At 57.9% G+C, this 22,647-nt stretch carries 25 protein-coding genes and 2 pseudogenes (1 of these 27 cut by a window edge); 19 read left to right on the top strand and 8 right to left on the bottom strand.

All coding sequences use genetic code 11. From position 1 onward, the window contains the following. The first annotated feature begins 1 nt into the window (after position 1). From AC4ANK_RS25895 to AC4ANK_RS25830, 14 genes and pseudogenes are all read left to right on the top strand, one after another. Entirely contained in the window at positions 2-1,129 is a 1,128-nt protein-coding gene (locus AC4ANK_RS25895; RefSeq protein ID WP_002551922.1) for a phage baseplate assembly protein, read from the top strand. Then, positions 1,126-1,638: a phage baseplate assembly protein V gene (locus tag AC4ANK_RS25890; RefSeq protein WP_002551923.1), complete on the top strand. Its 513-nt coding sequence runs from the start codon at positions 1,126-1,128 to the stop codon at positions 1,636-1,638. Before AC4ANK_RS25895 ends, AC4ANK_RS25890 begins: the two co-directional genes overlap by 4 nt. After that, positions 1,635-2,033 (top strand): phage GP46 family protein, encoded by a 399-nt coding sequence (locus AC4ANK_RS25885; protein ID WP_002551924.1) that lies wholly within the window; start codon positions 1,635-1,637, stop codon positions 2,031-2,033. Before AC4ANK_RS25890 ends, AC4ANK_RS25885 begins: the two co-directional genes overlap by 4 nt. Next, a pseudogene (locus AC4ANK_RS25880) lies at positions 2,023-3,076 on the top strand (baseplate J/gp47 family protein). The gene AC4ANK_RS25885 and the pseudogene AC4ANK_RS25880 overlap by 11 nt, the downstream one beginning before the upstream one ends. After that, positions 3,064-3,663 carry a YmfQ family protein gene (locus AC4ANK_RS25875; protein ID WP_044423919.1) on the top strand — a complete coding sequence of 200 codons (600 nt, stop codon included), beginning with the start codon at positions 3,064-3,066 and terminating at the stop codon, positions 3,661-3,663. The pseudogene AC4ANK_RS25880 and the gene AC4ANK_RS25875 overlap by 13 nt, the downstream one beginning before the upstream one ends. Before the next feature lie 10 nt (positions 3,664-3,673). Next, positions 3,674-5,134 (top strand): hypothetical protein, encoded by a 1,461-nt coding sequence (locus AC4ANK_RS25870; RefSeq protein WP_044423920.1) that lies wholly within the window; start codon positions 3,674-3,676, stop codon positions 5,132-5,134. Positions 5,135-5,141: 7 nt separating this feature from the next. Beyond that, a pseudogene (locus AC4ANK_RS25865) lies at positions 5,142-5,708 on the top strand (tail fiber assembly protein). Positions 5,709-6,060: 352 nt separating this feature from the next. After that, positions 6,061-6,558 (top strand): tail fiber assembly protein, encoded by a 498-nt coding sequence (locus tag AC4ANK_RS25860; protein ID WP_044318589.1) that lies wholly within the window; start codon positions 6,061-6,063, stop codon positions 6,556-6,558. Between the two features lie 242 nt (positions 6,559-6,800). Then, complete coding sequence (locus AC4ANK_RS25855; RefSeq protein WP_002551931.1) at positions 6,801-7,346, top strand: glycoside hydrolase family 19 protein; 546 nt, start codon at positions 6,801-6,803, stop codon at positions 7,344-7,346. Then, positions 7,343-7,852: a lysis system spanin subunit gene (locus AC4ANK_RS25850; protein WP_005733294.1), complete on the top strand. Its 510-nt coding sequence runs from the start codon at positions 7,343-7,345 to the stop codon at positions 7,850-7,852. Before AC4ANK_RS25855 ends, AC4ANK_RS25850 begins: the two co-directional genes overlap by 4 nt. 412 nt (positions 7,853-8,264) lie before the next feature. Further along, positions 8,265-8,864: an aminodeoxychorismate/anthranilate synthase component II gene (locus AC4ANK_RS25845; protein WP_002551940.1), complete on the top strand. Its 600-nt coding sequence runs from the start codon at positions 8,265-8,267 to the stop codon at positions 8,862-8,864. A gap of 21 nt (positions 8,865-8,885) precedes the next feature. Further along, positions 8,886-9,935 (top strand): anthranilate phosphoribosyltransferase, encoded by a 1,050-nt coding sequence (trpD, locus tag AC4ANK_RS25840; RefSeq protein WP_005733295.1) that lies wholly within the window; start codon positions 8,886-8,888, stop codon positions 9,933-9,935. Next, positions 9,932-10,768, top strand: coding sequence for an indole-3-glycerol phosphate synthase TrpC (trpC, locus tag AC4ANK_RS25835; RefSeq protein WP_002551942.1), 837 nt, complete (start codon positions 9,932-9,934; stop codon positions 10,766-10,768). Before trpD ends, trpC begins: the two co-directional genes overlap by 4 nt. Before the next feature lie 29 nt (positions 10,769-10,797). Next, positions 10,798-11,493 (top strand): lipoyl protein ligase domain-containing protein, encoded by a 696-nt coding sequence (locus AC4ANK_RS25830; RefSeq protein ID WP_002551943.1) that lies wholly within the window; start codon positions 10,798-10,800, stop codon positions 11,491-11,493. An 11-nt stretch (positions 11,494-11,504) separates the two neighbouring features. Here AC4ANK_RS25830 and crp read toward each other — a convergent pair whose 3' ends face one another. Further along, a complete protein-coding gene (gene crp / locus AC4ANK_RS25825; RefSeq protein WP_005743964.1) occupies positions 11,505-12,149 on the bottom strand; it encodes a cAMP-activated global transcriptional regulator CRP in 645 nt (214 codons plus the stop codon). Positions 12,150-12,358: 209 nt separating this feature from the next. On the opposite strand from crp, the gene AC4ANK_RS25820 reads away from it, so the two are divergent. Together AC4ANK_RS25820 and speD are read left to right on the top strand one after the other, a co-directional pair. Continuing rightward, positions 12,359-12,781: an OsmC family protein gene (locus AC4ANK_RS25820; RefSeq protein ID WP_002551945.1), complete on the top strand. Its 423-nt coding sequence runs from the start codon at positions 12,359-12,361 to the stop codon at positions 12,779-12,781. Between the two features lie 242 nt (positions 12,782-13,023). Then, positions 13,024-13,818 (top strand): adenosylmethionine decarboxylase, encoded by a 795-nt coding sequence (gene speD / locus AC4ANK_RS25815; protein ID WP_002551946.1) that lies wholly within the window; start codon positions 13,024-13,026, stop codon positions 13,816-13,818. 76 nt (positions 13,819-13,894) lie between these two features. On the opposite strand, the gene coq7 is transcribed toward speD, so the two are convergent. From coq7 to hemJ, 5 genes are all read right to left on the bottom strand, one after another. Next, the gene (gene coq7, locus AC4ANK_RS25810) at positions 13,895-14,542 is read right to left on the bottom strand and encodes a 2-polyprenyl-3-methyl-6-methoxy-1,4-benzoquinone monooxygenase (protein WP_002551947.1); all 648 of its coding nucleotides are present in this window, start codon (positions 14,540-14,542) and stop codon (positions 13,895-13,897) included. A gap of 122 nt (positions 14,543-14,664) precedes the next feature. After that, the gene (locus AC4ANK_RS25805) at positions 14,665-15,003 is read right to left on the bottom strand and encodes a histidine triad nucleotide-binding protein (RefSeq protein WP_460383661.1); all 339 of its coding nucleotides are present in this window, start codon (positions 15,001-15,003) and stop codon (positions 14,665-14,667) included. A gap of 103 nt (positions 15,004-15,106) precedes the next feature. Next, the gene (locus AC4ANK_RS25800) at positions 15,107-15,883 is read right to left on the bottom strand and encodes an SDR family NAD(P)-dependent oxidoreductase (protein ID WP_002551949.1); all 777 of its coding nucleotides are present in this window, start codon (positions 15,881-15,883) and stop codon (positions 15,107-15,109) included. Positions 15,884-15,946: 63 nt separating this feature from the next. Beyond that, positions 15,947-16,855, bottom strand: coding sequence for a DUF805 domain-containing protein (locus AC4ANK_RS25795; protein ID WP_002551950.1), 909 nt, complete (start codon positions 16,853-16,855; stop codon positions 15,947-15,949). 108 nt (positions 16,856-16,963) lie between these two features. Next, on the bottom strand, positions 16,964-17,392 hold the full coding sequence (gene hemJ, locus AC4ANK_RS25790) for a protoporphyrinogen oxidase HemJ (RefSeq protein WP_002551951.1): 429 nt from the start codon (positions 17,390-17,392) through the stop codon (positions 16,964-16,966). A gap of 133 nt (positions 17,393-17,525) precedes the next feature. Between hemJ and argC the strand changes: the two genes are divergently transcribed. After that, the gene (argC, locus tag AC4ANK_RS25785; RefSeq protein ID WP_002551952.1) at positions 17,526-18,560 is read left to right on the top strand and encodes an N-acetyl-gamma-glutamyl-phosphate reductase; all 1,035 of its coding nucleotides are present in this window, start codon (positions 17,526-17,528) and stop codon (positions 18,558-18,560) included. Positions 18,561-18,659: 99 nt separating this feature from the next. Next, positions 18,660-19,010 (top strand): iron-sulfur cluster insertion protein ErpA, encoded by a 351-nt coding sequence (gene erpA / locus AC4ANK_RS25780; RefSeq protein ID WP_002551953.1) that lies wholly within the window; start codon positions 18,660-18,662, stop codon positions 19,008-19,010. 62 nt (positions 19,011-19,072) lie between these two features. Here the strand turns inward: erpA and AC4ANK_RS25775 are convergent, their stop codons facing one another. Both AC4ANK_RS25775 and AC4ANK_RS25770 read right to left on the bottom strand, forming a co-directional pair. Further along, the gene (locus tag AC4ANK_RS25775; protein WP_002551954.1) at positions 19,073-20,167 is read right to left on the bottom strand and encodes an anhydro-N-acetylmuramic acid kinase; all 1,095 of its coding nucleotides are present in this window, start codon (positions 20,165-20,167) and stop codon (positions 19,073-19,075) included. A gap of 3 nt (positions 20,168-20,170) precedes the next feature. After that, positions 20,171-21,589, bottom strand: a complete 1,419-nt coding sequence (locus AC4ANK_RS25770) for a peptidoglycan DD-metalloendopeptidase family protein (RefSeq protein WP_005743959.1) — start codon at positions 21,587-21,589, stop codon at positions 20,171-20,173. 201 nt (positions 21,590-21,790) lie between these two features. Between AC4ANK_RS25770 and tyrS the strand changes: the two genes are divergently transcribed. Next, positions 21,791-22,647 carry the 5' portion of a tyrosine--tRNA ligase gene (gene tyrS, locus AC4ANK_RS25765; protein WP_010203126.1) on the top strand. The gene runs 355 nt beyond the window's last position, so the window shows 857 of its 1,212 coding nt (coding positions 1-857); its start codon is at positions 21,791-21,793; its stop codon lies off the right edge, out of view.

Below are 22,647 nucleotides of genomic sequence, written 5' to 3'. Positions count from 1 at the left end.
CATGATCGACCCTAACGTTGTCACCCTGACGGTTGACGAGCACGACTATGCCGGCTGGAAGTCGGTGGAAATCTCTGCCGGGATCGAGCGTCAGGCGCGCAGCTTTGACGTGAGCATTACCTGGCAGTGGCCGGGCACTGAAATCTCGCATCCGATCACGCCCGGCGCAGCGTGCGAAGTACGTATCGGCGGCGAGTTGATTCTGACCGGCTGGGTGTTTGCCGCGCCGATCAGCTATGACGGCAAGCAAATCACGCTAAAGATTTCCGGACGCTCGAAAACCGCCGACCTCATCGACTGCTCCGCCATCAACAGGCCGAGCCAGTGGAAGGAGGTGGGGGTGTTGAAGATCGTTGAAGCGCTGGCTGCTCCTTATGGTTTGTCGGTGATCAGCGAAATACCGGAGACCTCGAAGATGGCCGATCACACCATCGAGCCTGCCGAAACCGTGTTCAAGTCCATTGACCGGCTGCTGACCCTGTTCCGGATTTTTTCCACCGATGACGAATACGGCAATGTGGTGCTGGCCAGGCCGGGTAGTCGCGGGCAGAGCGCAGACGCGCTCGAACTCGGCAAGAATGTGTTGAGCGCCGTCATCGCGCGGGACTTTTCCGGGCTTTTTTCCGAATACCGGGTCATTGGTCAACAGACCGGTAATGACCAGACGTTCGGCAAGGAGTCGTCGGAGGTCTCGGCAGAAGTCACGGATGACCGGCATGACGACCCTGCGCGTAAAAAGCGTCTTCGCGTACTGGTCGTTCATGAGGATGCGCCGATCACACCGAAGCTCGCCTTGAGTCGCGCCAATTGGGAGCGTGGTCAGCGGGCCGGCAAGGCACTGCTCACCACCTACAAGGTCCAGGGCTGGCGGCAGTCCAACGGGGCGCTCTGGCGGCACAACACCATGGTCCGGGTGATTGATCCGGTCATCGGTTTCACGAGCCGCAACATGCTGATTTCAGCCGTGACCTACTCGCTGAGCGACCAAGGCACGATCACCACACTGGTGGTCGGTCCGCCTGAAGGTTTCCAGGCCGAGCCAGGTGACCCCAACAAGCGCAGCAAGGTGCAGGTCAATCAGGACGCTTACTCCTGGCTGTTGCCCATCGACGAGGAAACAACCTCATGAGCTTACTCAATCGCATGCTGGTGCGCGGCACGGTGGTGCTCGCCAGGGCCAGCAGCAAAATGCAGGCGCTGCAAATGCGCCTCACCGCCGGAGAGGTCAAGGACGACATGGAGCACTTCGAACCCTATGGCTTCACCAGCAACCCGCTGGCCGGCGCCGAGGGCATCGCCGCCTTCATTGGTGGCGACCGGTCGCACGGTCTGCTGCTGGTAGTGGCCGACCGGCGCTATCGCCTCAAGGGCCTGGAGTCGGGCGAAGTAGCGATCTACACCGACGAGGGCGACAAGATTCACCTCAAGCGCGGCAAGGTCATCGACATTGAAACCGACACCTTGAACATCAAGGCCGCGGTAGCGGTGAACTTCGACACACCGCAGATCACCCAGACCGGAAAGATTGTTTCCAAAGGCGACCAGCTTGCCGCTGGCATCAGTCAGATCAGCCATCTGCACGGCAACGTGCAGGGCGGTAATGGCCAGAGCGGGCCGCCCGTTGGAGGTGCCGGATGATTATCGAAGGCTCTCTGCAAGCGTCCTTGCTGCGCTCGGTGGTCATCAGCCTGTTCACCTGGCGTCGCGCCGAAGCGGACGATCCGTTCGACGATGCCGAACGTTTTGGCTGGTGGGGCGACACCTACCCGGCACAGGCCAATGACCGCATCGGTTCCAGGCTGTGGCTGCTGCGCCGGGTCAGGCTGACTGCCCAGACCCAGCGCGATGCCGAGTTCTATGCCCGCGAAGCGCTCGACTGGCTGATCGAAGATGGCCAGGTCAAGCACATCAACATCCTTACCGAACAGGTTCAGAGCAACCGCCTGAACCTGGGCGTCGAGCTGGTCGTCTCGGACGGTCAGCTCGTGCGTTTCAACCCTTCTGAACAGTGGCAGGTGATTTATGCCGTTTGAAACACCTACGTTACCGGCGCTGATCAACCGAACTCAGGTCGACCTCGCCGACGAAGCGCTGCGTCAGTCCGATGCTCGGGTATTGTCCCGTGCGCACAGCGGCGCGGCCTACGGGCTGTACGGCTATCAGGACTGGATCGCCGACCAGATTCTGCCGGACACCGCCGACGAGGAGACCCTTGAGCGGCAAGCCATCCTGCGTCTGAGGCAGCCACGCAAGGTTGCCCAGGCCGCCACTGGCTCCGTGCGCTTTACCGCTGCTGCCGGTGCGGTGCTGGATGTCGACACGGTTCTGCAATTTAGTGACGGGCGCTTCTATCGAGTGACAAAAGGCGTCACCACGGTTGCAGGCAACAACACAACCACGGTCGAAGCAGTGGATGCAGGCGTGCTCGGTAATGCGGATGCCGGTCTGGCGATGACCGCTGTGCAACCGGTCGAAGGCATCGACAGCAGGCATCGACAGCACCTTCACCGTCATTGCCGACGGACTTTCCGGCGGTATCGCGCAGGAAAGTATCGAGTCGTTGCGTGCTCGTGTGGTGCGTTCCTATCGGGTCATTCCGCATGGCGGCAATCAGGACGACTACGTGACCTGGGCGCTGGAAGTGCCGGGCGTAACGCGCGCCTGGTGTGTGCGTCGCTTCATGGGGCCGGGCACGGTGGCGGTGTTCTTCATGCGTGATGATGAGGCTGACCCGATTCCTGACGCCGAGCAACTGGCTGCGGTGGCTGCTTACATAGAGCCGCTGCGTCCGGTTACTGCCGATGTATATGTGTTGGCGCCGGTGCAGAAGCCGGTGGTTTACACCATCCGGCTCACACCGGATACCTCCGCCGTGCGGGCGGCGGTCGAAGCGCAACTGCTGGACCTGCACAACCGTGAGGGCGGACTGGGCGAAACCCTGTTGCTCACGCACATCGCCGAGGCCATCAGCCGCGCGACAGGCGAAACCGATCATGTGCTGGTTTCACCCGTGGCCAACGTTACTGCTGCGGCCAACCAGTTGCTCACATTCGGGGGTATTCAATGGTCGTCATAAGAACTGCCGAACATTACGCCGGACAACTGCAGGCGCTGTTGCCACCCGGTCCCGCGTGGGATCCGGAGCGGGTGCCGGAATTGCAGCAGGTGATTGCCGGCCTGTCCCGCGAGTTCGCACGCATCGATGGCCGCGCGTTCGACCTGCTCAACGAGATGGACCCTGCAACCGTCAGTGAATTGGTACCGGACTGGGAGCGGGTCATGAACCTGCCGGACCCATGTCTGGGGCTCAAACCCTTGTTCGCAGACCGACGCTTGTCAGTGCGCCAGCGGCTGGTAGCAACAGGAGGGCAGAACGCAGCGTTCTACATCGACATTGCCGTCAGCCAAGGCTACCCCAACGCCACCGTGACCGAACACCGAACGCCCCGTATGGGGCGTTCGCGTTTTGGCCAGGCGCACTTCGGCACCTGGAGCGCGCAATTCATGTGGACCCTGAACACCGGCGGGCGCCAGCGCCTGGGCCGACGCTTCGGGGCCAGCTACTGGGGCGAGCGGTTCGGGGTGAATCCCGGGCTCGCCATCGAATGTTTGATCCGTCGAGCAGCACCGGCGCACAGCGTCGAATTCGTAAACTTCAACTGAGGAACACAATGTGGATTATCCCAAGAGTGTGCCGGGCGTAGGCTTGGCAAGCGGCAAGTTTGTAGATGAAAACCCGGTTACCGGCATGCCCGGCTCGCTTATTCCCGCGCAGTGGGGTAACTCGATCACGCAGGAAATTTTGAATGCGATGGCGGCCGGTGGTGAGCAGCCTGATGAAACCAGAACAGACCAGCTCGCAACCGCAATTACGCAGATTGGTTCGCAGGTCAGGCAGGCTTATAAAGGTGCAGGATTTGGCTACACGGATTCCGAAACTCTTCTACCCGGAGCGGCGGGGCATTGGCACAGAATCAATGCCGGTGGTATCACGCTGACGTTGCCCTCCAAGGCGAACGTAGTGGTGGGTAAGTCGATAACCTTTCATAACGCATCGCCAGCAGCGGCAACGATCAAGGCCAATGGTGCTGAGGTCATCTCTCTATTCGGTGCTGGCAGCAATACGTTGAAGCTCAATGCGGCGGAGTGGGTAGAGCTTGTTTTTAACCCTGATGCGATCTACATCACCAAGCGCGGCAAAATTACGGAGGTAAAGGAGGTCGACTCTCAAAAAGTGTTCTCTTTCAATACCGATACAGTTTTTACAAGAGACCAGATGGAGTTGCTGCTACTGGATGCTACTGGCGGCAATCGTGCGTTCACACTGCCCTCCTCAAACGCGGCACTAGGCGTCAAAGACGTCATTGTTCGCAGGATAGACAGCAGTGGCAACCGGCTGACCGTTAATGCAAGTGCCGGGGAAAAGATCAGGTTCCATACCCATTTAAATGCTGCGGGTTATTCCTTTCTGGTTCTTATGGGGGCTGGCGACTGGTGGCACCTGCGCAGCGATGGTGCTGGAAGTTGGTGGCCAATAGGGCGATATGACAGCACTCCTTTGGGACGGCCTGTTTTCGAGACAACGACATTGTTCAGCCCAGGAGGATATGGAGCGTTGAACGGTGGGCTTCTCAATCGTGCCGACTGGCCGTGGCTTTGGGATCATGCGCAAAAGTCGGGGATGCTTTACACCGAAGCAGCTCGTACCGGCAAGGAAGGTGGGTGGACCAGTGGCGACGGCGCTCTGACCTTCCGAGGGCCTGAAGGCCGAGGCGAGTTCCTGCGGGTACTGGATGAGTCTCGGGGCGTCGATACGTCGCGTGTCGCCGGTTCTTGGCAGGACGGCACTTGGCTCAGGACGGTGGCTCAGGAGTGGAGCGGGTCAGATGTAGAGACTGGCACCTACCTGCTGGGCAGCGGTCATGCGCAGGCAGATGGGCGCTTGAACTCTACAGGCCCGGGTGGCTTGTTGCCGCCAGGCGCACTGGTCCCGGCTGGCGGTTCGGCCTACCTGGCAGAAACAACAGACAACGGCGTTGTGGCGACTGTAATGAGAGACCAGCAACCGATGAATAACTGGATTCGTTTCCGTAGCCGCAACATGGCCTATCCCGGCCGTATCAAACTGATCTGAGGACGTTATGCCTACTTACTTGATAGATGACTCTGGGGCCTTGATAGGGCCTGTTGAATTACCGATTGTTCCTTGACTGGGCGAGCAAACGCCCAGCAATGCTGTAAGCATGACCGAATTGCTCAGCGAACCGAACACAGGATTTGCCTGGACACTGATAAACGGTGAGCTGCAGCAGGTCATAGATCGCCGTGGCTTGATGTATCGAATAAACGACGGCTCGGTAGAGGAGTGGAGCAGCCTCGGTCTGCCGCCTGAACGGCTTACCGCCAAACAATGGCCCGGCAAGTATTACGTTTGGCGAGAGGGTGAATGGGTTCTTGATACCGAAGCGCAGAAGACCGCTTTGGCGTCCGCCGCTCTGCTGGTTCGTGACCAGCGTTTGCAGCAAGCAGCTACACGTATCGCCCCGTTGCAGTATGCCGAAGAACTGGGAGATGCTACCGAGGCCGAGAAGGCAAGTTTGCTCGAATGGAAACGCTATAGCGTAGAACTGAACCGGATCGAGCAAACCCCGGATTACCCTCTCCAGGTCAAATGGCCTTCACCGCCCTCCGATGCAACTGCCCTGTAAACATGACCGCGAGAGCGGTTTTTTTGCCCGTTGCCTACTGAACAGCTAGCCCCGGTAGGGCGCGAGTACAGACGAACTGCCCCGCTCTGAGGGGGAGTTGTTTTATTCGCCATTTAATCTCGCTTTTGAACAGGAGAGCTTTATCGGCTCATGGGGTGGGCTAGTCCCGCAAGCCCTTGGGAGGATCAATGCCTCTTGGCCCGCAACAACAACTCAACATCATCCCTGACGTCGGCCCCACCGCCGGCGTTTTAGTTCCTGTCCTTAAACGAAACAGGAGGTCCGCCGACACCCGCAAGCGTCAATCATTCATAAACCCATACTTTCTCAATAGAAAATCAAAGGTATTCCTATGTACACAGTAATAAGCGCTCGTGATCCACGTTGGTCCGATATGACACACACATACATTAATCTGTGGGTGTTGTTTGCAGAGTTTAAAGACACTTACGGCGAGGTGCCTTTTAGTGCATCTCCCAACGACTCCGCTGCTCATGGAGTCGATCTGTTTAACCGTGCCCTCGCCGGTGAGTTCGGCCCGGTTCTCGAGCCGACCGAGGAGGCGGTCTTGCAGCAGGTGACGAGTCAGCGAAATAACTTGTCAAGTAACGCTACCTATCGAATCCACTCGCTGCTGGACGAACTGGATATTCTTCAAGACGCCATAGCAATGAATCTGGTGACCGAAGAGCAATTGAAATCCGTGCCAGCAATAAACGCTGAGCTGTACGCGTTCCGTCTTTATCGCGTGCGGCTTTCCCTGATTGATACATTGCCAGGTTATCCAAGGAAGTTCGACTGGCCCGTAGCTCCTGCGCAGCCTTTTGTGTATGTGCCACCTTCTGAGTAGTTGGCCATTTGGTAGGGCGAGCGCGAAAACGAATTGCATCCGACGCCGGCTCTGAAGCTGGCGTTACTGTTTATGCTTTCGATATCGCCGCGACCAGCCGACATGACTGCTGCTAACGACTCAGGTAACGACGCCTCGCAATGATGGGGCGTTTGTTACCCCTAATGCGCGTCGCTTTTGAGTCACGAGAGCTTCGTCGATTGGGGACACTGACGAGCTTCATAAGCAAGGCAGGAGTAACCATGCCTATCAACCAGCAACAACTACTGCAAATCCTCCCCAACGCCGGCCCTAAAGCCGGCGTTTTTGTTCCTGCTCTCAACATCGCCATGGCCCGCTACACCATCGACACCCGGCTGCGTATCGCCGCGTTCATCGCCCAGATCGGGCATGAGTCCGGGCAGCTTCGTTATGTGCGCGAGCTGGGTAGCGACAGCTATCTGGCCAAGTACGACACCGGGCAGTTGGCGCTGCGTCTGGGCAACACGCCAGAGGCAGATGGCGACGGTCAACTGTACCGAGGGCGCGGGCTGATTCAGGTGACGGGGCGGGCTAACTACGAAGCGTGCGGGGAGGCGCGGGGGCTGGACTTGTTGCGCCAGCCGCAACTGCTTGAACAGCCGGAGCATGCCGCCATGTCGGCAGCGTGGTTCTGGGACCGTGCCAACCTCAACGCGCTGGCAGACAAGGGTGATTTTCTGATGATCACCCGCCGTATCAACGGAGGCACCAATGGCCTGGCAGATCGGCAGGCGCTTTACCAGCGGGCATTGGAGGTGCTGCCGTGAAAGTGCTGGATATGCGATTCCTGATCCTCGCATTCGTGCTGGGGTCAGGGCTGGGTACATGGGCCGCTTGGCAGTGGCAGGCGGCTCACTATGGTCTGCAACTGTCTACGCAAACGCTGGCTTGGCAGCAAGAGCGCGAGCAGGCGGCGCTGGCGGTCGTCGACTGGCAGAACGCTGAACAAGCACGAAGACGGGCGCTGGAACTCCGTCTGCAAGATAACGATACAACCATTCATAAGGAACTGAGCGATGCACAGACTTCTCAGGCCCGCTTGCGTGATCGTCTGGCTACCGCTGATTTGCGGCTGTCAGTCCTCCTTGCCAGCCCCACCGGTGGCGATGGAATGCCAACCGCCTCCGGTTCCGGCGGCGTGGTTCATGGAAGCTCGCGAGGCGAACTTGACCCAGCGGCTGCTGGACGAATTGTCGCCATCACCGACTACGGCGATCAGGGATTGATCGCTTTGAAGGCCTGCCAGGCCTACGTGCGCGAGATTGCGCACTGATGTTCCCTCCGGCACCCCACCTTTGGCCATCGTGCCCCTGCCTGAAACCCGCCTCCGCAAGGAGGTGCGGCCCTCTTTTCAGCCTTTAACCGCTTTTCAATCGGCGCAGCCCGGTACATTCATATTGCACCGGTCGGTTCGGTACGCTAATGTCCCGAAACGTACCGATGAGACCCCTTCCGTGACGACTGTCAGCAAACTCTTGATGCGCGTTATCAAGGCTCACGCCCGTTGGCGTTGGCGCGCCTGACTATTTCCTTGCCGGCCCTGCCGGACCCGTACCTGTATGCCTTCGATATGTGATGCCTTTGCCTCTGTCACCCCCAGCGTTGTGGCTGAAGAGGGGACGCATGGGCGAAGTGGAATCCGGAAGGCCTGAATCAAGTCAGTAAATCAAAAGGTTGATAGCAAAATGCTGCTGATGATCGATAACTACGATTCGTTCACCTACAACGTCGTGCAGTACCTCGGTGAGCTGGGGGCCGATGTCAAAGTCATTCGTAACGACGAACTGACCATTGAACAGATCGAGGCCCTGAACCCCGAGCGCATCGTGGTCTCGCCTGGCCCGTGCACACCCAATGAAGCCGGTGTCTCGCTTGAAGTGATCAAACATTTCGCGGGCAAACTGCCGATTCTGGGTGTGTGCCTGGGGCATCAGTCCATCGGACAGGCCTTTGGTGGCGATGTGGTGCGTGCGCGTCAGGTGATGCACGGCAAAACCAGCCCGGTGGTGCATCAGGACGGCGGTGTGTTCGAAGGCCTTAATCATCCACTGGTGGTAACCCGCTACCACTCGCTGGTGGTAAAAAGCGATACCTTGCCCGAGTGCCTGGAAGTGACCGCCTGGACTGCGCTGGAAGACGGCTCGGTTGACGAGATAATGGGCCTGCGTCACAAAACGTTGAACGTGGAAGGGGTACAGTTTCACCCTGAGTCGATTCTGACCGAGCAGGGCCACGAGCTGTTCGCCAACTTTCTCAAGCAGAGCGGCGGCCATCGTCAGGGCTAAGGATTTTTTATGACTACCCCCATGAACATCAAAAGCGCGCTGAACCGCGTGGTCAACCAGCTGGACCTGACCACTGACGAGATGCGCGACGTCATGCGCGAGATCATGACCGGCCAATGCACCGAAGCGCAGATCGGTGCGTTTCTGATGGGCATGCGCATGAAGAGTGAAACCATCGATGAGATCGTCGGTGCTGTTTCGGTCATGCGTGAGCTGGCCAGCAGTGTCGAGCTGAAAACACTGGATGGCGTTGTAGACATCGTTGGCACTGGCGGTGACGGCGCAAATATTTTCAACGTGTCCACGGCGTCGGCTTTTGTCATCGCCGCTGCTGGCTGCACGGTGGCCAAACACGGCAACCGCGCCGTGTCGGGCAAGAGCGGCAGCGCCGACCTGCTGGAAGCCGCCGGGGTTTATCTGAACCTTACGCCTGTTCAGGTGGCTCGCTGCATTGACAGCGTGGGCATCGGTTTCATGTTCGCCCAGTCTCATCACACGGCCATGAAGCACACTGCCGGGCCGCGCCGCGAGCTGGGTCTGCGCACACTGTTCAATATGCTTGGTCCGCTGACCAATCCGGCGGGCGTTCGCCACCAGATCGTCGGCGTGTTCAATCAGGCGTTATGCCGGCCGCTGGCCGAAGTGCTGCTGCGGCTGGGCAGCAAGCATGTGCTGGTGGTGCACTCGCAGGACGGCCTGGACGAGTTCAGTCTGGCCGCGCCGACCTTCGTTGCCGAGCTGAAAAATGGCGAAGTGACTGAATACTGGGTACAGCCCGAAGACCTGGGCATCAAAAGCCAGAGTCTGTACGGCCTTGCCGTGGAAAGCCCGGCGGCTTCGCTGGAGCTGATTCGCGATGCGCTGGGACGTCGCAAGACCGAGAACGGTCAGAAAGCCGCGGAAATGATCGTGCTTAACGCTGGCGCCGCGCTCTATGCTGCCGATCATGCGACCAGCCTGAAAGAGGGTGTGGCCTTGGCACACGATGCCCTGCACACCGGCCTTGCGCGGGAAAAGCTGGAAGAGTTGGGTGCCTTCACGGCAGTATTCAAACAGGAGAACGAAGCATGAGCGTGCCAACCGTACTGGAAAAGATTCTTGTCCGAAAGGCCGAGGAAATTGCGGCCCGTCGAGCAATTGTCAGCCTCGCCGAACTTGAACAACAGGTCGCCAGCGCCGGTGCGCCACGTGGCTTTGCCAACGCGCTGATCACTCAGGCCAGGTTGAAGCTGCCTGCCGTCATCGCAGAAGTCAAAAAGGCGTCTCCAAGCAAAGGCGTTATCCGGGAGAATTTTCTGCCGGGCGAGATCGCCAGAAGTTATCAGGCGGGAGGCGCGACCTGTCTTTCAGTGCTCACTGATGTCGATTTCTTTCAGGGTTCCGATGCCTATCTTCAGGAAGCGCGGGCGGCGTGCAATTTGCCGGTGATCCGCAAGGATTTCATGATCGATCCTTATCAAGTGGTCGAGGCTCGCGCGCTGGGCGCTGACTGCATTCTGCTGATCGTGTCGGCACTGGAAGACGCGCAAATGGCTGAGCTGGCCGACGTTGCCAAGCGTGTCGGGCTGGACGTACTGGTCGAGGTGCACGACGGCGACGAGCTGGAGCGCGCACTCAAGACGCTTGATACACCGCTGGTGGGTGTCAACAATCGCAACCTCCACACCTTTGAAGTGAGCCTGGAAACCACGCTGGAGTTGCTACCGCGTATCCCGCGTGATCGCTTGGTCATCACCGAAAGCGGCATTCTCAATCGTGCGGATGTCGAGCTGATGGAAATCAACGATGTCTATTCGTTCCTGGTGGGCGAGGCTTTCATGCGCGCCGAACACCCGGGCGCCGAGTTGCAGCGGCTGTTCTTTCCGGAGCGCAAGCTTGCGGCGAGCGGCCCGTCCATCGACTGACTGAACTGAACACCACGCTGAGGTCCGGCATGCAAGACTCGATCATCGACATCTGCGTCGAACAAGGCTTGCAGGCCGAGCAGGACCTTCTGGCGGCTGTGTGCTCCGGCGCTGCCGATCATGGGTTGCTGTTCTGGCGACCTACTGATCGGGCGCTGGTCATGCCGCGGCGCATGAGCCGCTTGCCGGGTTTTGTCGAGGCCAGCGAGACTCTGGCTGACAATGGATGGCCCGTGTTGTTGCGTGAAACCCGTGGTGAGCCGGTGCCACAATCCTCTTCCACGGTGAATATCGCGCTGGTCTATGCACAGCCCGCTGCTGATGTTGATCGTGACCGCATAGAAACCGCCTACCTGCGCTTGTGTCAGCCGCTGCTCGACCTGCTGGTCGAATTGGGCGGCCAGGCTTCATTGGGCGAAGTGGCAGGTGCATTCTGTGACGGCCGCTTCAACGTCAACCTTGATGGTCGCAAGATGGTCGGAACAGCCCAGCGCTGGCGGCAGAGTCAGGGCGGAACGCGTCCTGTGGTGTTGGCCCACGGCGCATTGCTGCTGGATGATGAACGTGTACAGATGGCGGGAGCGGTCAACCGCTTCAACGAGCTTTGTGAGCTTGAGCCACGTATCCGGGCCGAAAGCCACGTTGCCTTGCACGAAGTGTTTCCGGATGTCGACGTTCTGCCGCGTCTGGCGCAGGCCTATCGGCAGCTACTCGCTGAACTCTGATTGGCAGAGGTTCAGCGCGTACCGTACACCACCATCGTTTTTCCCTTGACGTTGACCAGGCTCTGCTCTTCCAGGGCCTTGAGCACGCGCCCGACCATCTCTCTTGAACAGCCTACGATGCGTCCGATCTCCTGGCGGGTAATCTTGATCTGCATCCCGTCCGGGTGGGTCATTGCATCTGGCTGCTTGCACAGCTCAAGCAACGTGCGAGCTACTCGCCCGGTGACATCGAGAAACGCCAGATCACCGACCTTGCGTGTGGTGTTGCGCAGGCGCTCGGCCATCTGACTGCCCAGCGCGTAGAGAATTTCCGGCTCCTGGCGGGTCAGCTCGCGGAAGGCGCCGTATGAAATCTCGGCCACTTCGCATTCGGTCTTGGCTCGCACCCATGCGCTGCGCACGGATTCGCGTCCCGGCTGCTCAAACAGACCCAGTTCACCAAAAAAATCCCCGCTGTTGAGATAGGCGACGATCATCTCGCGTCTTTCGTCATCTTCGATCAGAACCGTGACTGAGCCTTTCAAGATCAGAAACAGCGACTCAGAGCGATCACCCGCATTGATGATGTTGCTTTTGGCGGGGCAGCGGCGGCGTTCCGCATGGGGCAGCAGCTTGTCGAGACTGTTTGCTTTGGGCGTAAAAGTTATTGCGACCATGCGTGACTTCCGAAATAAGGTGTATGGCCAAATGGCATACCTGTAGGTATCGGCTGCGCCTGCATTCTCACCAGCTTTTCCAGACGTGTAGGAAGCTATTTGCGAATATTCCTACGCGTTTCCTACAAAAAGCATTTTCCCAATGCGTCCAGGCAGCGTTTGGCGCTGTGCTAAGCTGGCGACCCCTTTTTTACAGTGGAGTCCTGGCGATGAAGGCACGCATTCAATGGGCTGGCGAAGCCATGTTCCTCGGCGAATCCGGCAGCGGTCATGTAGTAGTGATGGACGGCCCGCCTGAAAGCGGTGGCCGCAACCTGGGTGTACGCCCGATGGAAATGGTGTTGATCGGTCTGGGCGGCTGCAGCAACTTTGACGTGGTGAGCATCCTGAAGAAGTCGCGCCAGCCAGTGGAAAGCTGCGAGGCATTTCTTGAAGCCGAGCGCGCGGATGAAGATCCGAAAGTGTTCACCAAAATTCATCTGCACTTCGTCGTCAAGGGTCGCGGCCTGAAAGAAGCTCAGGTCAAACGGGCTATCGAGCTGTCGGCGGAGAAGTATTGCTCTGCTTCTATAATGCTCGGAAACGCGGGAGTGGAGATCACTCACGATTATGAAATTGTCGAGTTGACCTGAACGCCAGACATCCAACGATCATAAAAACGGCGCACACTCTGGCAGACGGCTTCGGACGTCTGCATAATGCGCCACTTTTTCAGGGCGCAGCATGTACTGGTTTTCTGCTGCCGGCCCGAACAGACAACCAAAATCGCCAACGCGAAGAGGTGTTAACCGTCCTACGCAGATGAGCCGGACTCAACTGACGGGCATGCTTGATCACGCGGCTGGCGCCGCACCCATATAGAGAGTTTTTAACGGTGAAAAGCAAACTCAAGCTCCACGGGTTCAATAACCTGACAAAGACCTTGAGCTTCAACATTTATGACATCTGCTATGCGGAAACCCCGCAGGACCAGCAGGCGTATGTCGAATACATCAACAGTGTGTACGACGCAGAACGCCTGACGCGGATTCTGACTGATGTTGTCGATATCATTGGTGCCAACATCCTGAACATTGCACGTCAGGATTACGATCCACAAGGTGCCAGTGTGACCATTCTGATCTCCGAGCAGCCGGTGACGCCTACCGAAAGCCAGATCGAAGAGTCGCCAGGTCCACTGCCGGAAACCATCCTGGCGCACCTGGACAAGAGCCACATCACGGTTCATACCTACCCGGAAATTCACCCGGTAGATGGCATCGCCACGTTCCGCGTGGATATCGATGTGTCGACCTGTGGCGTTATTTCACCGCTCAAGGCGTTGAATTACCTGATTCACAAGTTTGAGTCGGATATCGTGACCGTCGATTATCGCGTGCGCGGCTTTACCCGTGACGTGGAAGGCAAGAAGCACTTCATCGATCATGAAATCAACTCGATCCAGAATTACCTGTCCGAAGACACGCGCAACGGTTACCAGATGACCGACGTGAACGTGTATCAGGAAAACCTGTTCCACACCAAGATGCTGCTCAAGCAGTTCGAACTGGATAACTACCTGTTCGGAGACGCGACCAGCAACTTGTCTGCCGAGCAGCGCGAACAAGTGACCGCCAAGGTCAAACACGAAATGCTGGAAATCTTCTACGGCCGTAACGTAGCCGTATAAGCCCGGATTCCGGACATTAAAAAGGCGCCTGATGCAGGCGCCTTTTTTATTCGTCCTTATCCGTCCTGATGCGTCGTCAGATGCGATAAGTCGACTTGGTCATGACCTTGGCCAGTACGCTCATGCCAAACTTGACCGGTGCCGGGAAGCGAAAGCCGCCTGCTTCCAGCGCTGACTCGGCATGGTGTTCTTCATCATTAAGCATCTGTTCCAGAATGGCCCGCGACTTTCCGTCTTCGCTCGGCAATTGCTCAAGGTGCTCACTCAAGTGCTTGCAGACCTGATCCTCTGTCGCCGCGACGAAACCCAGGCTGACCCGGTCGCTGATAACGCCAGCTACCGCACCGATCCCGAATGACAGTCCGTAGAACAGCGGGTTCAGCACGCTGGTATGGCTGCCAAGCTGATGAATGCGCTGTTCGCACCACACAAGGTGATCGATTTCCTCTTCAGCCGCATGCTCCATCGCCTTGCGCACCTTGGGCAGCTTCGCTGTCAGCGCCTGCCCCTGGTACAGCGCCTGGGCGCAGACTTCACCTGTATGGTTGATGCGCATCAGGCCTGCAACGTGGCGTGTGTCGACGTCGCTCATCTTGTGATCGGGCTGGACAACCGCAGGGGAGGGGCGCTGCGGATGTGCGCTCAATGGCAGCAATGTGCGCATTGCGCTATCGGCTTGCAGTAAAAGACGGTCGAGGGGGGAATAGTGACGTTCGGTAGCCATGGGCACCTCCGGAAGATCATGTGGGCAGTTTACCCGAATCGGCCGCAGGCAGCAGGGGCTTGTGTCGACCGGCCAGCGAACATAACGGCCGCTGACCGGCTGCAAAGCCCGGAAACGCGGGATCAGCCCGGCGGCCAGTTCATCTGACGCTGACCGAGTACATGCATGTGAATGTGATGAACGGTCTGTCCGCCCAGATCATTGCAATTCATGACCACGCGGAAGCCTTCTTCACAACCCAGTTCAATAGCCAGACGCTGCGCTGTGAACATGATATGCCCCGCCAGGCCTTTGTCTTCTTCGGTCAGATCGTTCAGGGTCCGAATGGGCTTTTTCGGGATAACCAGAAAATGCACGGGTGCCTGTGGGGCGATGTCGTGAAAAGCCAGTACCTGGTCATCTTCGTAGATGATCTTCGCCGGAATTTCCCGATTGATGATCTTGGTAAACAAAGTTTCCACAGCCGTTTGCTCCTTGTCGGTTGATGGTCGTCGCAGGGTATCGCTGTGCAGCAGTGCGCCTGAGTGTACTGAGCGAGACGCCGCTCGCCCAGTCGTTTGTCTGTCAGCGTGGGCAGTACTTCCTGTTGATGTAGCCGCTGATCTGGCGGGCCAGCCAGCGCGAGACCAGGCGCGGGCTGAACGTCCATAGGCGGGTGCTGAAGCCGGGGATGATCACTGCACGGTCCTTTGCCAGTGCGCGAACGGTATACAGGGCCACTTCTTCGGGGCTCATCAGGTTGTCGACATTGACCTGCAACTGCGCGGTACGGAAAAAAGCCGTTCGGGTCGGGCCGGGGCACAACACCGAGACCTTCACCCCGGCCTTCTTCACTTCCTCGCGCAGCCCCTCGGAAAAATGCAGCACATACGCTTTGCTCGCGTAGTAGGTGCTCATCCACGGCCCTGGCTGGAAAGCCGCCACCGAGGCGACATTGAGTATCTGCCCACCGCCCTGAATGGCCATGAGGTTGCCGACCGTATGGCACAGGCGCGTCAGAGCGAGGATGTTCAGGTCGATCAGGTCCTGCTCGGCGCTCCAGTCCTGCGCCAGAAAAGGTCCGCACGTGCCGATGCCCGCTGCATTGACCAGCAGGTCAATCTGATGCGCGCCGTCTTCCAGCTCCAGCAGGAAGCCCGAGAGTCGCAGCGGTTCGCCCAGGTCGCATGCACGAAACAGCACTTCCACGCCAAAACGCTGAGTCAATTCCAGTGCAATTGTTTCCAGCAGGTCGCGCTGACGGGCGACCAGAATCAGGCTGCGACCACGGCGTGCCAGCGCTTCGGCCATCGCCAGGCCTATGCCGCTGGACGCGCCGGTGATCAGGGCGTAACGGGTCATGCATTTCTCCATTGAGCATATTGCGCCCGGCAGTCTGCCGAACCGTGAGCAGTCTATTACGTGTCACTGTGTTTCTTTGAACTCTTTGTTGACATCCACCGGCACGATCAAGGCACTGTCCTGGTCTTGTTCATCGTCGTACGGGAGGGATTGCTCGTACTCGTCGGTCTGCAATTCCAGCTCGTCGCGCAGCATGCCTGCGCCTCCGGCAGTGAGGCCGATCAGAATAATCGGTAGCAGCAACAACCACAGAACGGCCAGCGTCTTTACGCCTTTCGAGTTCGGCGGTGGCGGTCGGCCGAACTGATTGGGGCCTTTTGTACCCGGCAGCAGGACCATGAGGAACGGGAAGACGCTGCCTATGAAGGGCACCATCGTCAGCAGTAAAAGCCAGCCCGACCAGCCCAGGTCGTGCAGCCGTTGTATACCGATCTGTGCACCGATGACTGCAAACACCACGAGCACCACTGCGCTCAGCAGCCCGCCAGCGACCAGTGACTCGTTCATCGTCAGCAGGCACACGGCAACCAGCGCCAGTGCCGCTGCGCTCAATACCAGGCTCCAGGCCAGATAGCGCAAACGCCCGATGCGCCCGTTTATGCTCAGGACTTTTAGAGTCGAATGCTCTGGCTGATCACCGCCAACCTTTGCTTTGGGCGGCGCATAGGGCGATATTTCCAGATGCGCGGGTTTTTGTGGCGGCGCGCTGGCTATTTCATTGAGGCTCAGGCTGATGTCACTGTCAGGTTCGATGCGTGCTTCGACGCCTGCGTCATTAAGTGCCTTCAGGTAGCGCTCAGCATTCGTATGGGTCAGCCCGCGCTTGAGCGCAACGGGCTGGCCGTTGAACAACTTTTGCACTGCGCGAGCTTCACTTTTGAACAACCCCGCAAGGTTGGCCTTCGCGGTATCAAGCTCGACGCCTTCACGCACCTGTCCTTCAAATATAATCTTGAAGAGGGAATCGGCCATACAGGGCTTCCTTGTCTTGTGGTTGGGGACAGTACCGGGCGCTTGCGTTACACATTGCGTAAAGCCGAGCGCCCTGGTGTGTTACTGGAGAGGCCGAATGCTTTCCGGTCAGAAGGGTTTGACGATGACCAGAATGACGATAGCGATCAGGATCAGCACAGGAATCTCGTTGAACCAGCGATAAAACACATGGCTGCGGCCATTTTCACCACGGGCAAAGCGTTTCATCTGTGCGCCGCAGACGTGGTGATAGCCGATCAGCAGGACAACCAGTGCGAGCTTGGCGTGCATCCAGCCCTGACTGAAATAGCCGCTGACGTCAAAGCTGATCAGCCAGCCGCCGAAGACCAGCGTTGCGATCATCGCCGGGGTCATGATGCCTCGGTAGAGCTTGCGTTCCATCACCATGAAGCGCTCGCGGCTGACCGTGTCCTCACTCATCGAGTGATAGACGAACAGTCTTGGTAGATAGAACAGGGCTGCAAACCAGCAGACCATTGAAATGACATGCAGCGCTTTGACCCATAGATAGAGCATTTTTGATTATTCCCAGGTTCACGGTGGCCGAATAGTAGTGTCTTGTGCGTCCATACGTCACGTTGTCGGTTGTCGCAGAGGCGATAGGCTCCTATTATCGACCGCTTTCCAGTTGTTTCGTTGAGGGCAGGTTATGGTCAAGGTCGGTATTGTCGGCGGCACGGGTTACACCGGGGTCGAGCTGCTGCGTCTGTTGGCACAGCATCCGCAGGCAGAAGTAGTGGTCATTACCTCGCGCTCGGAGGCCGGCATGCCAGTCGCCGAGATGTACCCGAACCTGCGAGGTCACTACGACGGCCTGGCTTTCAGCGTACCTGACGTGAAAACCCTGGGTGCCTGTGACGTGGTGTTCTTCGCCACGCCCCACGGTGTTGCTCATGCACTGGCCGGTGAACTGCTTGCGGCAGGCTCCAAGGTGATCGACCTGTCTGCCGACTTCCGTCTGCAGGACCCGGTCGAGTGGGCCAAGTGGTACGGCCAGCCGCACGGTGCTCCGCAGCTGCTGCAGGATGCGGTTTACGGATTGCCGGAAGTCAATCGCGAACAGATCAAGAATGCTCGGCTCATCGCCGTGCCGGGTTGCTATCCGACAGCTACACAATTGGGTTTCCTGCCGTTGCTTGAGGCGGGCATTGCCGACAACACTCGCCTTATTGCCGACTGCAAATCCGGCGTGAGCGGTGCCGGACGTGGCCTGAGCATTGGTTCTCTGTATTCGGAAGCCAATGAAAGCTTCAAGGCTTACGCCGTGAAGGGCCATCGTCACCTGCCTGAAATCACTCAGGGCCTGCGTCGCGCTGCGGGCGGTGATATCGGCCTGACGTTTGTTCCGCATCTGGTGCCGATGATTCGTGGCATTCATTCCACCCTCTATGCGACAGTCGCTGATCGTTCGGTGGATCTGCAAGCGCTGTTCGAGAAGCGCTACGCCGACGAGCCTTTTGTGGATGTAATGCCCGCTGGCAGCCATCCCGAGACCCGCAGTGTGCGCGGAGCCAACGTTTGCCGCATCGCGGTACACCGTCCGCAGGGCGGCGATCTGGTTGTCGTGCTGTCGGTTATCGACAATCTGGTCAAAGGCGCGTCAGGTCAGGCGGTTCAGAATATGAACATCCTGTTTGGTCTTGATGAGCGCGCCGGTTTGTCTCACGCGGGCATGATGCCGTAAGCACTGCCGCCGTCCAGCAAATAGTTGACCGATTTTCTAGGAGAAGCGGATAATGCCGTCATTACGCATTACGACGGCTAACGCCGGGAGATATCTGACATGAGTGTCGAATCCTTCACGCCTACCGCTTTGGAGTTCACTCCGAATGCAGCGCACAAGGTGAAAACCCTGGTCGACGAAGAGGGCAATGATCGTCTCAAACTGCGTGTATTCGTTACAGGTGGCGGTTGTTCAGGTTTTCAGTATGGCTTTACGTTTGATGAAGACGTGGCCGACGATGACACTATCGTCGAGCGCGAGGGCGTAAGTCTGGTTGTCGATCCGATGAGCTTCCAGTACCTGGCTGGCGCAGAGGTCGATTATCAGGAAGGGCTTGAGGGTTCGCGATTCGTGATCAAAAACCCGAATGCTTCCACGACCTGTGGTTGTGGCTCGTCGTTCTCGATCTGATTGAAGCTTGTTGTAAACAAAAACGCCGCTCATTGAGCGGCGTTTTGCGTTCAGGCACGAGGTCAGGCGGGGTAGATCGCGCCCAGAACACGTCTGCCTTTAGCGCCGGTTACCGTTGGGCGGTTGGCCGGTACGCCTTCGAGGCAGCAATGAGCCAGCCAGGCAAATGCCATGGCCTCAACCCAGTCAGGGTCCACGCCGAACTTCTCGGTACTGCTGACCTCGGTGTCAGGCAATAGCTCTGCAAGGCGTTTCATCAGCGCCTTGTTATGTGCGCCGCCGCCACAGACCAGAAGCTCCTTGGTGATCGCTTGTGCCGATTGCAGGGACTCTGTGATGGTCAATGCAGTCAGTTCCAGCAGCGTGGCTTGCACGTCTTCAGGTGTCAATGTTGGCAGCTGGAACAGATGATGGTGCACCCAACCCAGGTTGAACACTTCCCGACCGGTGCTTTTTGGGCCTTTGGTCAGGAAAAACTGATCGCTGAGCAGCTTCTTGAGAAGCGCTTGATCAACCTCGCCGCTCGCCGCCCATGCCCCGTCCTTGTCGTAGCTTTCATGGCGCTGGGATTGTATCCAGGCATCCAGCAGCACGTTGCCTGGACCGCAATCGAAGCCTTCGACCGGGCGATCGGATTCGATCAGGCTCAGATTGCTGAAGCCGCCGATGTTCAATACAGCGCGGTGGTCTTTGTTATCGTCGAACAGTGCTTCGTGGAAGGCGGGCACGAGCGGCGCACCCTGTCCGCCTGCGGCGATGTCGCGACGACGAAAATCGCTTACCACGGTGATTTCGGTCAGCTCTGCCAGCAGCGCCGGGTTGCCGATCTGAATGCTGTAGCCGCGAGCAGGTTCATGACGAATAGTCTGGCCGTGGCTGCCAATGGCGCGAATCTGAGCAGGCACCATGTTTTGATCTTCCAGCAAGGTCTGCACGCCCTGTGCGACCAGCCTGCACCACTTCTGCTCGGCGATTGCTGCACGTGCAAGCTCATCGACGCCACTGGAGCAAAGCCCCAGCAGTTCGGCATGCAGATCTTCCGGCATCGGGATGTAGTGAGTAGCCAGAAGCCTTGAGCGGTCATCCTGCTTCAAAAGGGCGATATCAATCCCATCGAGACTGCTGCCGGACATCACACCTATATAGAAGAAGTCCATGGATTACCTTTTATTCGAGGCCAGCGTGGTGGCCTTTTCCTGATCCATGCGCGCCATCAACGGCTGGCTTTGTTGCATGAACCGCTGTTTTTCGGATTTGGCGATCGGATCCGCCATCGGAAGCTTCTGGCCCAGCGGGTCTACGTGAACGCCATTGACCTGAAATTCATAGTGCAAGTGCGGGCCGGTAGACAAGCCGGTAGTTCCAATATAGCCGATTACCTGGCCCTGTTTAACGGTTCCGCCGGTTTGTATGCCTTTGGCAAAGCCTTGCATATGACCGTACAGCGTGCGGTAGGTATCGCCGTGCTGGATGATGACGGTATTGCCGTAACCGCCGCGACGGCCAGCGAGCAGAACCTTGCCGTCGCCGGTTGCCTTGATCGGCGTACCGCGTGGCGCCGCATAGTCGACGCCCTTGTGCGCACGGATCTTGTTGAGGATAGGGTGTTTGCGACCCATCGAGAACATGGAGCTGATGCGGGCAAAGTCTACCGGGGTGCGGATGAATGCCTTGCGCATGCTGTTGCCGTCGGCCGTGTAGTAATTGGTATTGCCTTGCTTGTTGGTGTAACGAACGGCGGTGTAGGTCTTGCCGCGGTTTGTAAAGCGAGCGGACAGGATATTACCTGTGCCGACGCTTTTGCCGTTGACCACTTTCTGCTCATACACCACGTCAAACTCGTCACCCTTGCGGATGTCCTGCGCGAAGTCGATGTCGTAGCCGAAGATGTTGGCCATGTCCATTGTCATGCTATGAGTCAGGCCAGCGCGCTGCGCGGATTGCGAAAGTGAGCTGTTGATCACGCCATGCACATACGCATTGCGCACATTGGGCTTGCTGATCTCGCGATTGAAAACGAAGCCGGAAGCCGATTTCGACAGGCTGATGGTCTCGAGCTCGCTGAGTTTGGTATGCAGTTGCTTGAGCTGGCCGTCCGGCGATAGTTCGAACTGCAGGGTTTGCCCGTTCTGCAGCTTGGTGAACTGTTTGGCCTGCTTGTCGCTGGCCAGTACTTCATGAACGGTAGCGGCTGGCAGCCCGACTTTTTCGAACAGAGTCGAAAGCGTGTCGCCCTTGCTGACGATCACTTCCCGATGGTTAGGGTCTTTGGCTGGTGCCGGCTTTTCTGCGTCAGACTGTGCTGTGGCGGTGTCTTGAGCCTGGTCATCGGCATTGTCGATCTGGGCAAATGGCGATTCAGTGGTTTCAGGTGTGGCTTGAGCAGCGTCTGGAGCGTCTTGATCTTGTACGTCCTGATCCGGCATCTCCAGATCAAGGGAAAGGTTCGTTCGTTTGGCTTCAACTTCGCTGGAAGGGAAAACCAGGAGAGCCAGGCTCAACAATGCGGCAATGCCGCTTGCAGCGAGCAGGTGACTCTTCGGATAAAGCGGGGGCGCTTTAGGCGGTGTGTCTTTCATAGGTAATTTGACTTTGAAAAAGGTGAAATGGAAAAGATGAATGACATGATGAAGATGAAATAACTGTATAAAATATAACCAAAACCTGCTCGAAGCAACCCTTCCCGCGTATCAGTCACTGATTCGCAGGCGAACGCTGGGCAAAACTTGTAATTGGGCTCTGATCTTGTAAGGTTGGTTCCCTTTGAATTGGGGGCTGAAATGAAGTCGGTTGAAGAGCAGCTGGCGCTGATCAAGCGCGGTGCGGATGAACTCCTGGTCGAGGCCGAACTGGTCGAGAAGCTGAAGCGTGGCCAGCCACTGCGTATCAAGGCTGGTTTCGACCCGACAGCGCCCGATCTGCACCTTGGGCACACGGTGCTTATTAATAAGCTGCGCCAGTTTCAGGATCTGGGGCATCAGATCATCTTCCTGATCGGTGATTTCACCGGCATGATCGGCGACCCGAGCGGCAAAAGCGCCACGCGTCCGCCGCTTACTCGTGAGCAGGTTCTCGACTACGCCGAAACCTACAAGTCTCAGGTTTTCAAGATTCTCGATCCGGCCAAAACCGAGGTGGCGTTCAACTCCACCTGGATGGACAAGCTGAGCCCGGCTGACTTCATTCGATTGTCTTCGCAGTACACGGTCGCCCGTATGCTTGAGCGTGACGATTTCGACAAGCGCTATAAAAGCAACCAGTCCATCGCCATCCACGAATTCCTTTACCCGCTGGTGCAGGGTTACGACTCAGTGGCCTTGAAGGCTGACGTCGAACTGGGTGGTACTGATCAGAAATTCAACCTGCTGATGGGGCGCGAGCTTCAGCGCGCTTATGGGCAGGAGCCGCAATGCATTCTGACCATGCCGCTGCTGGAAGGCCTGGATGGCGTGAAGAAGATGTCCAAGTCGCTGGGCAACTACGTTGGTATTCAGGAAGCACCGGGCATTATGTACAGCAAGCTGGTATCGATTCCGGATTCGCTGATGTGGCGCTACTTCGAGCTGCTGAGCTTCCGTTCGATGGAAGAGATCAATGGCTTGAAGGCCGATTGTGAAGCGGGTGCCAATCCGCGTGA

The organism is Pseudomonas sp. Pmew2 (genome assembly GCF_058129885.1).
This window is presented reverse-complemented; position numbering and strand designations above follow the sequence as displayed.

What these genes read in the sequence shown, in the direction of transcription:
- AC4ANK_RS25895 (WP_002551922.1), top strand. Translation starts at nt 2, where the DNA reads ATGATCGACCCTAACGTTGTCACCCTGACGGTTGACGAGCACGACTAT.
- AC4ANK_RS25890 (WP_002551923.1), top strand. Translation starts at nt 1,126, where the DNA reads ATGAGCTTACTCAATCGCATGCTGGTGCGCGGCACGGTGGTGCTCGCC.
- AC4ANK_RS25885 (WP_002551924.1), top strand. Translation starts at nt 1,635, where the DNA reads ATGATTATCGAAGGCTCTCTGCAAGCGTCCTTGCTGCGCTCGGTGGTC.
- AC4ANK_RS25875 (WP_044423919.1), top strand. Translation starts at nt 3,064, where the DNA reads ATGGTCGTCATAAGAACTGCCGAACATTACGCCGGACAACTGCAGGCG.
- AC4ANK_RS25860 (WP_044318589.1), top strand. Translation starts at nt 6,061, where the DNA reads ATGTACACAGTAATAAGCGCTCGTGATCCACGTTGGTCCGATATGACA.
- AC4ANK_RS25855 (WP_002551931.1), top strand. Translation starts at nt 6,801, where the DNA reads ATGCCTATCAACCAGCAACAACTACTGCAAATCCTCCCCAACGCCGGC.
- AC4ANK_RS25845 (WP_002551940.1), top strand. Translation starts at nt 8,265, where the DNA reads ATGCTGCTGATGATCGATAACTACGATTCGTTCACCTACAACGTCGTG.
- trpD (WP_005733295.1), top strand. Translation starts at nt 8,886, where the DNA reads ATGAACATCAAAAGCGCGCTGAACCGCGTGGTCAACCAGCTGGACCTG.
- trpC (WP_002551942.1), top strand. Translation starts at nt 9,932, where the DNA reads ATGAGCGTGCCAACCGTACTGGAAAAGATTCTTGTCCGAAAGGCCGAG.
- AC4ANK_RS25830 (WP_002551943.1), top strand. Translation starts at nt 10,798, where the DNA reads ATGCAAGACTCGATCATCGACATCTGCGTCGAACAAGGCTTGCAGGCC.
- crp (WP_005743964.1), bottom strand. Translation starts at nt 12,149, where the DNA reads ATGGTCGCAATAACTTTTACGCCCAAAGCAAACAGTCTCGACAAGCTG.
- AC4ANK_RS25820 (WP_002551945.1), top strand. Translation starts at nt 12,359, where the DNA reads ATGAAGGCACGCATTCAATGGGCTGGCGAAGCCATGTTCCTCGGCGAA.
- coq7 (WP_002551947.1), bottom strand. Translation starts at nt 14,542, where the DNA reads ATGGCTACCGAACGTCACTATTCCCCCCTCGACCGTCTTTTACTGCAA.
- AC4ANK_RS25800 (WP_002551949.1), bottom strand. Translation starts at nt 15,883, where the DNA reads ATGACCCGTTACGCCCTGATCACCGGCGCGTCCAGCGGCATAGGCCTG.
- AC4ANK_RS25795 (WP_002551950.1), bottom strand. Translation starts at nt 16,855, where the DNA reads ATGGCCGATTCCCTCTTCAAGATTATATTTGAAGGACAGGTGCGTGAA.
- hemJ (WP_002551951.1), bottom strand. Translation starts at nt 17,392, where the DNA reads ATGCTCTATCTATGGGTCAAAGCGCTGCATGTCATTTCAATGGTCTGC.
- argC (WP_002551952.1), top strand. Translation starts at nt 17,526, where the DNA reads ATGGTCAAGGTCGGTATTGTCGGCGGCACGGGTTACACCGGGGTCGAG.
- erpA (WP_002551953.1), top strand. Translation starts at nt 18,660, where the DNA reads ATGAGTGTCGAATCCTTCACGCCTACCGCTTTGGAGTTCACTCCGAAT.
- AC4ANK_RS25775 (WP_002551954.1), bottom strand. Translation starts at nt 20,167, where the DNA reads ATGGACTTCTTCTATATAGGTGTGATGTCCGGCAGCAGTCTCGATGGG.
- AC4ANK_RS25770 (WP_005743959.1), bottom strand. Translation starts at nt 21,589, where the DNA reads ATGAAAGACACACCGCCTAAAGCGCCCCCGCTTTATCCGAAGAGTCAC.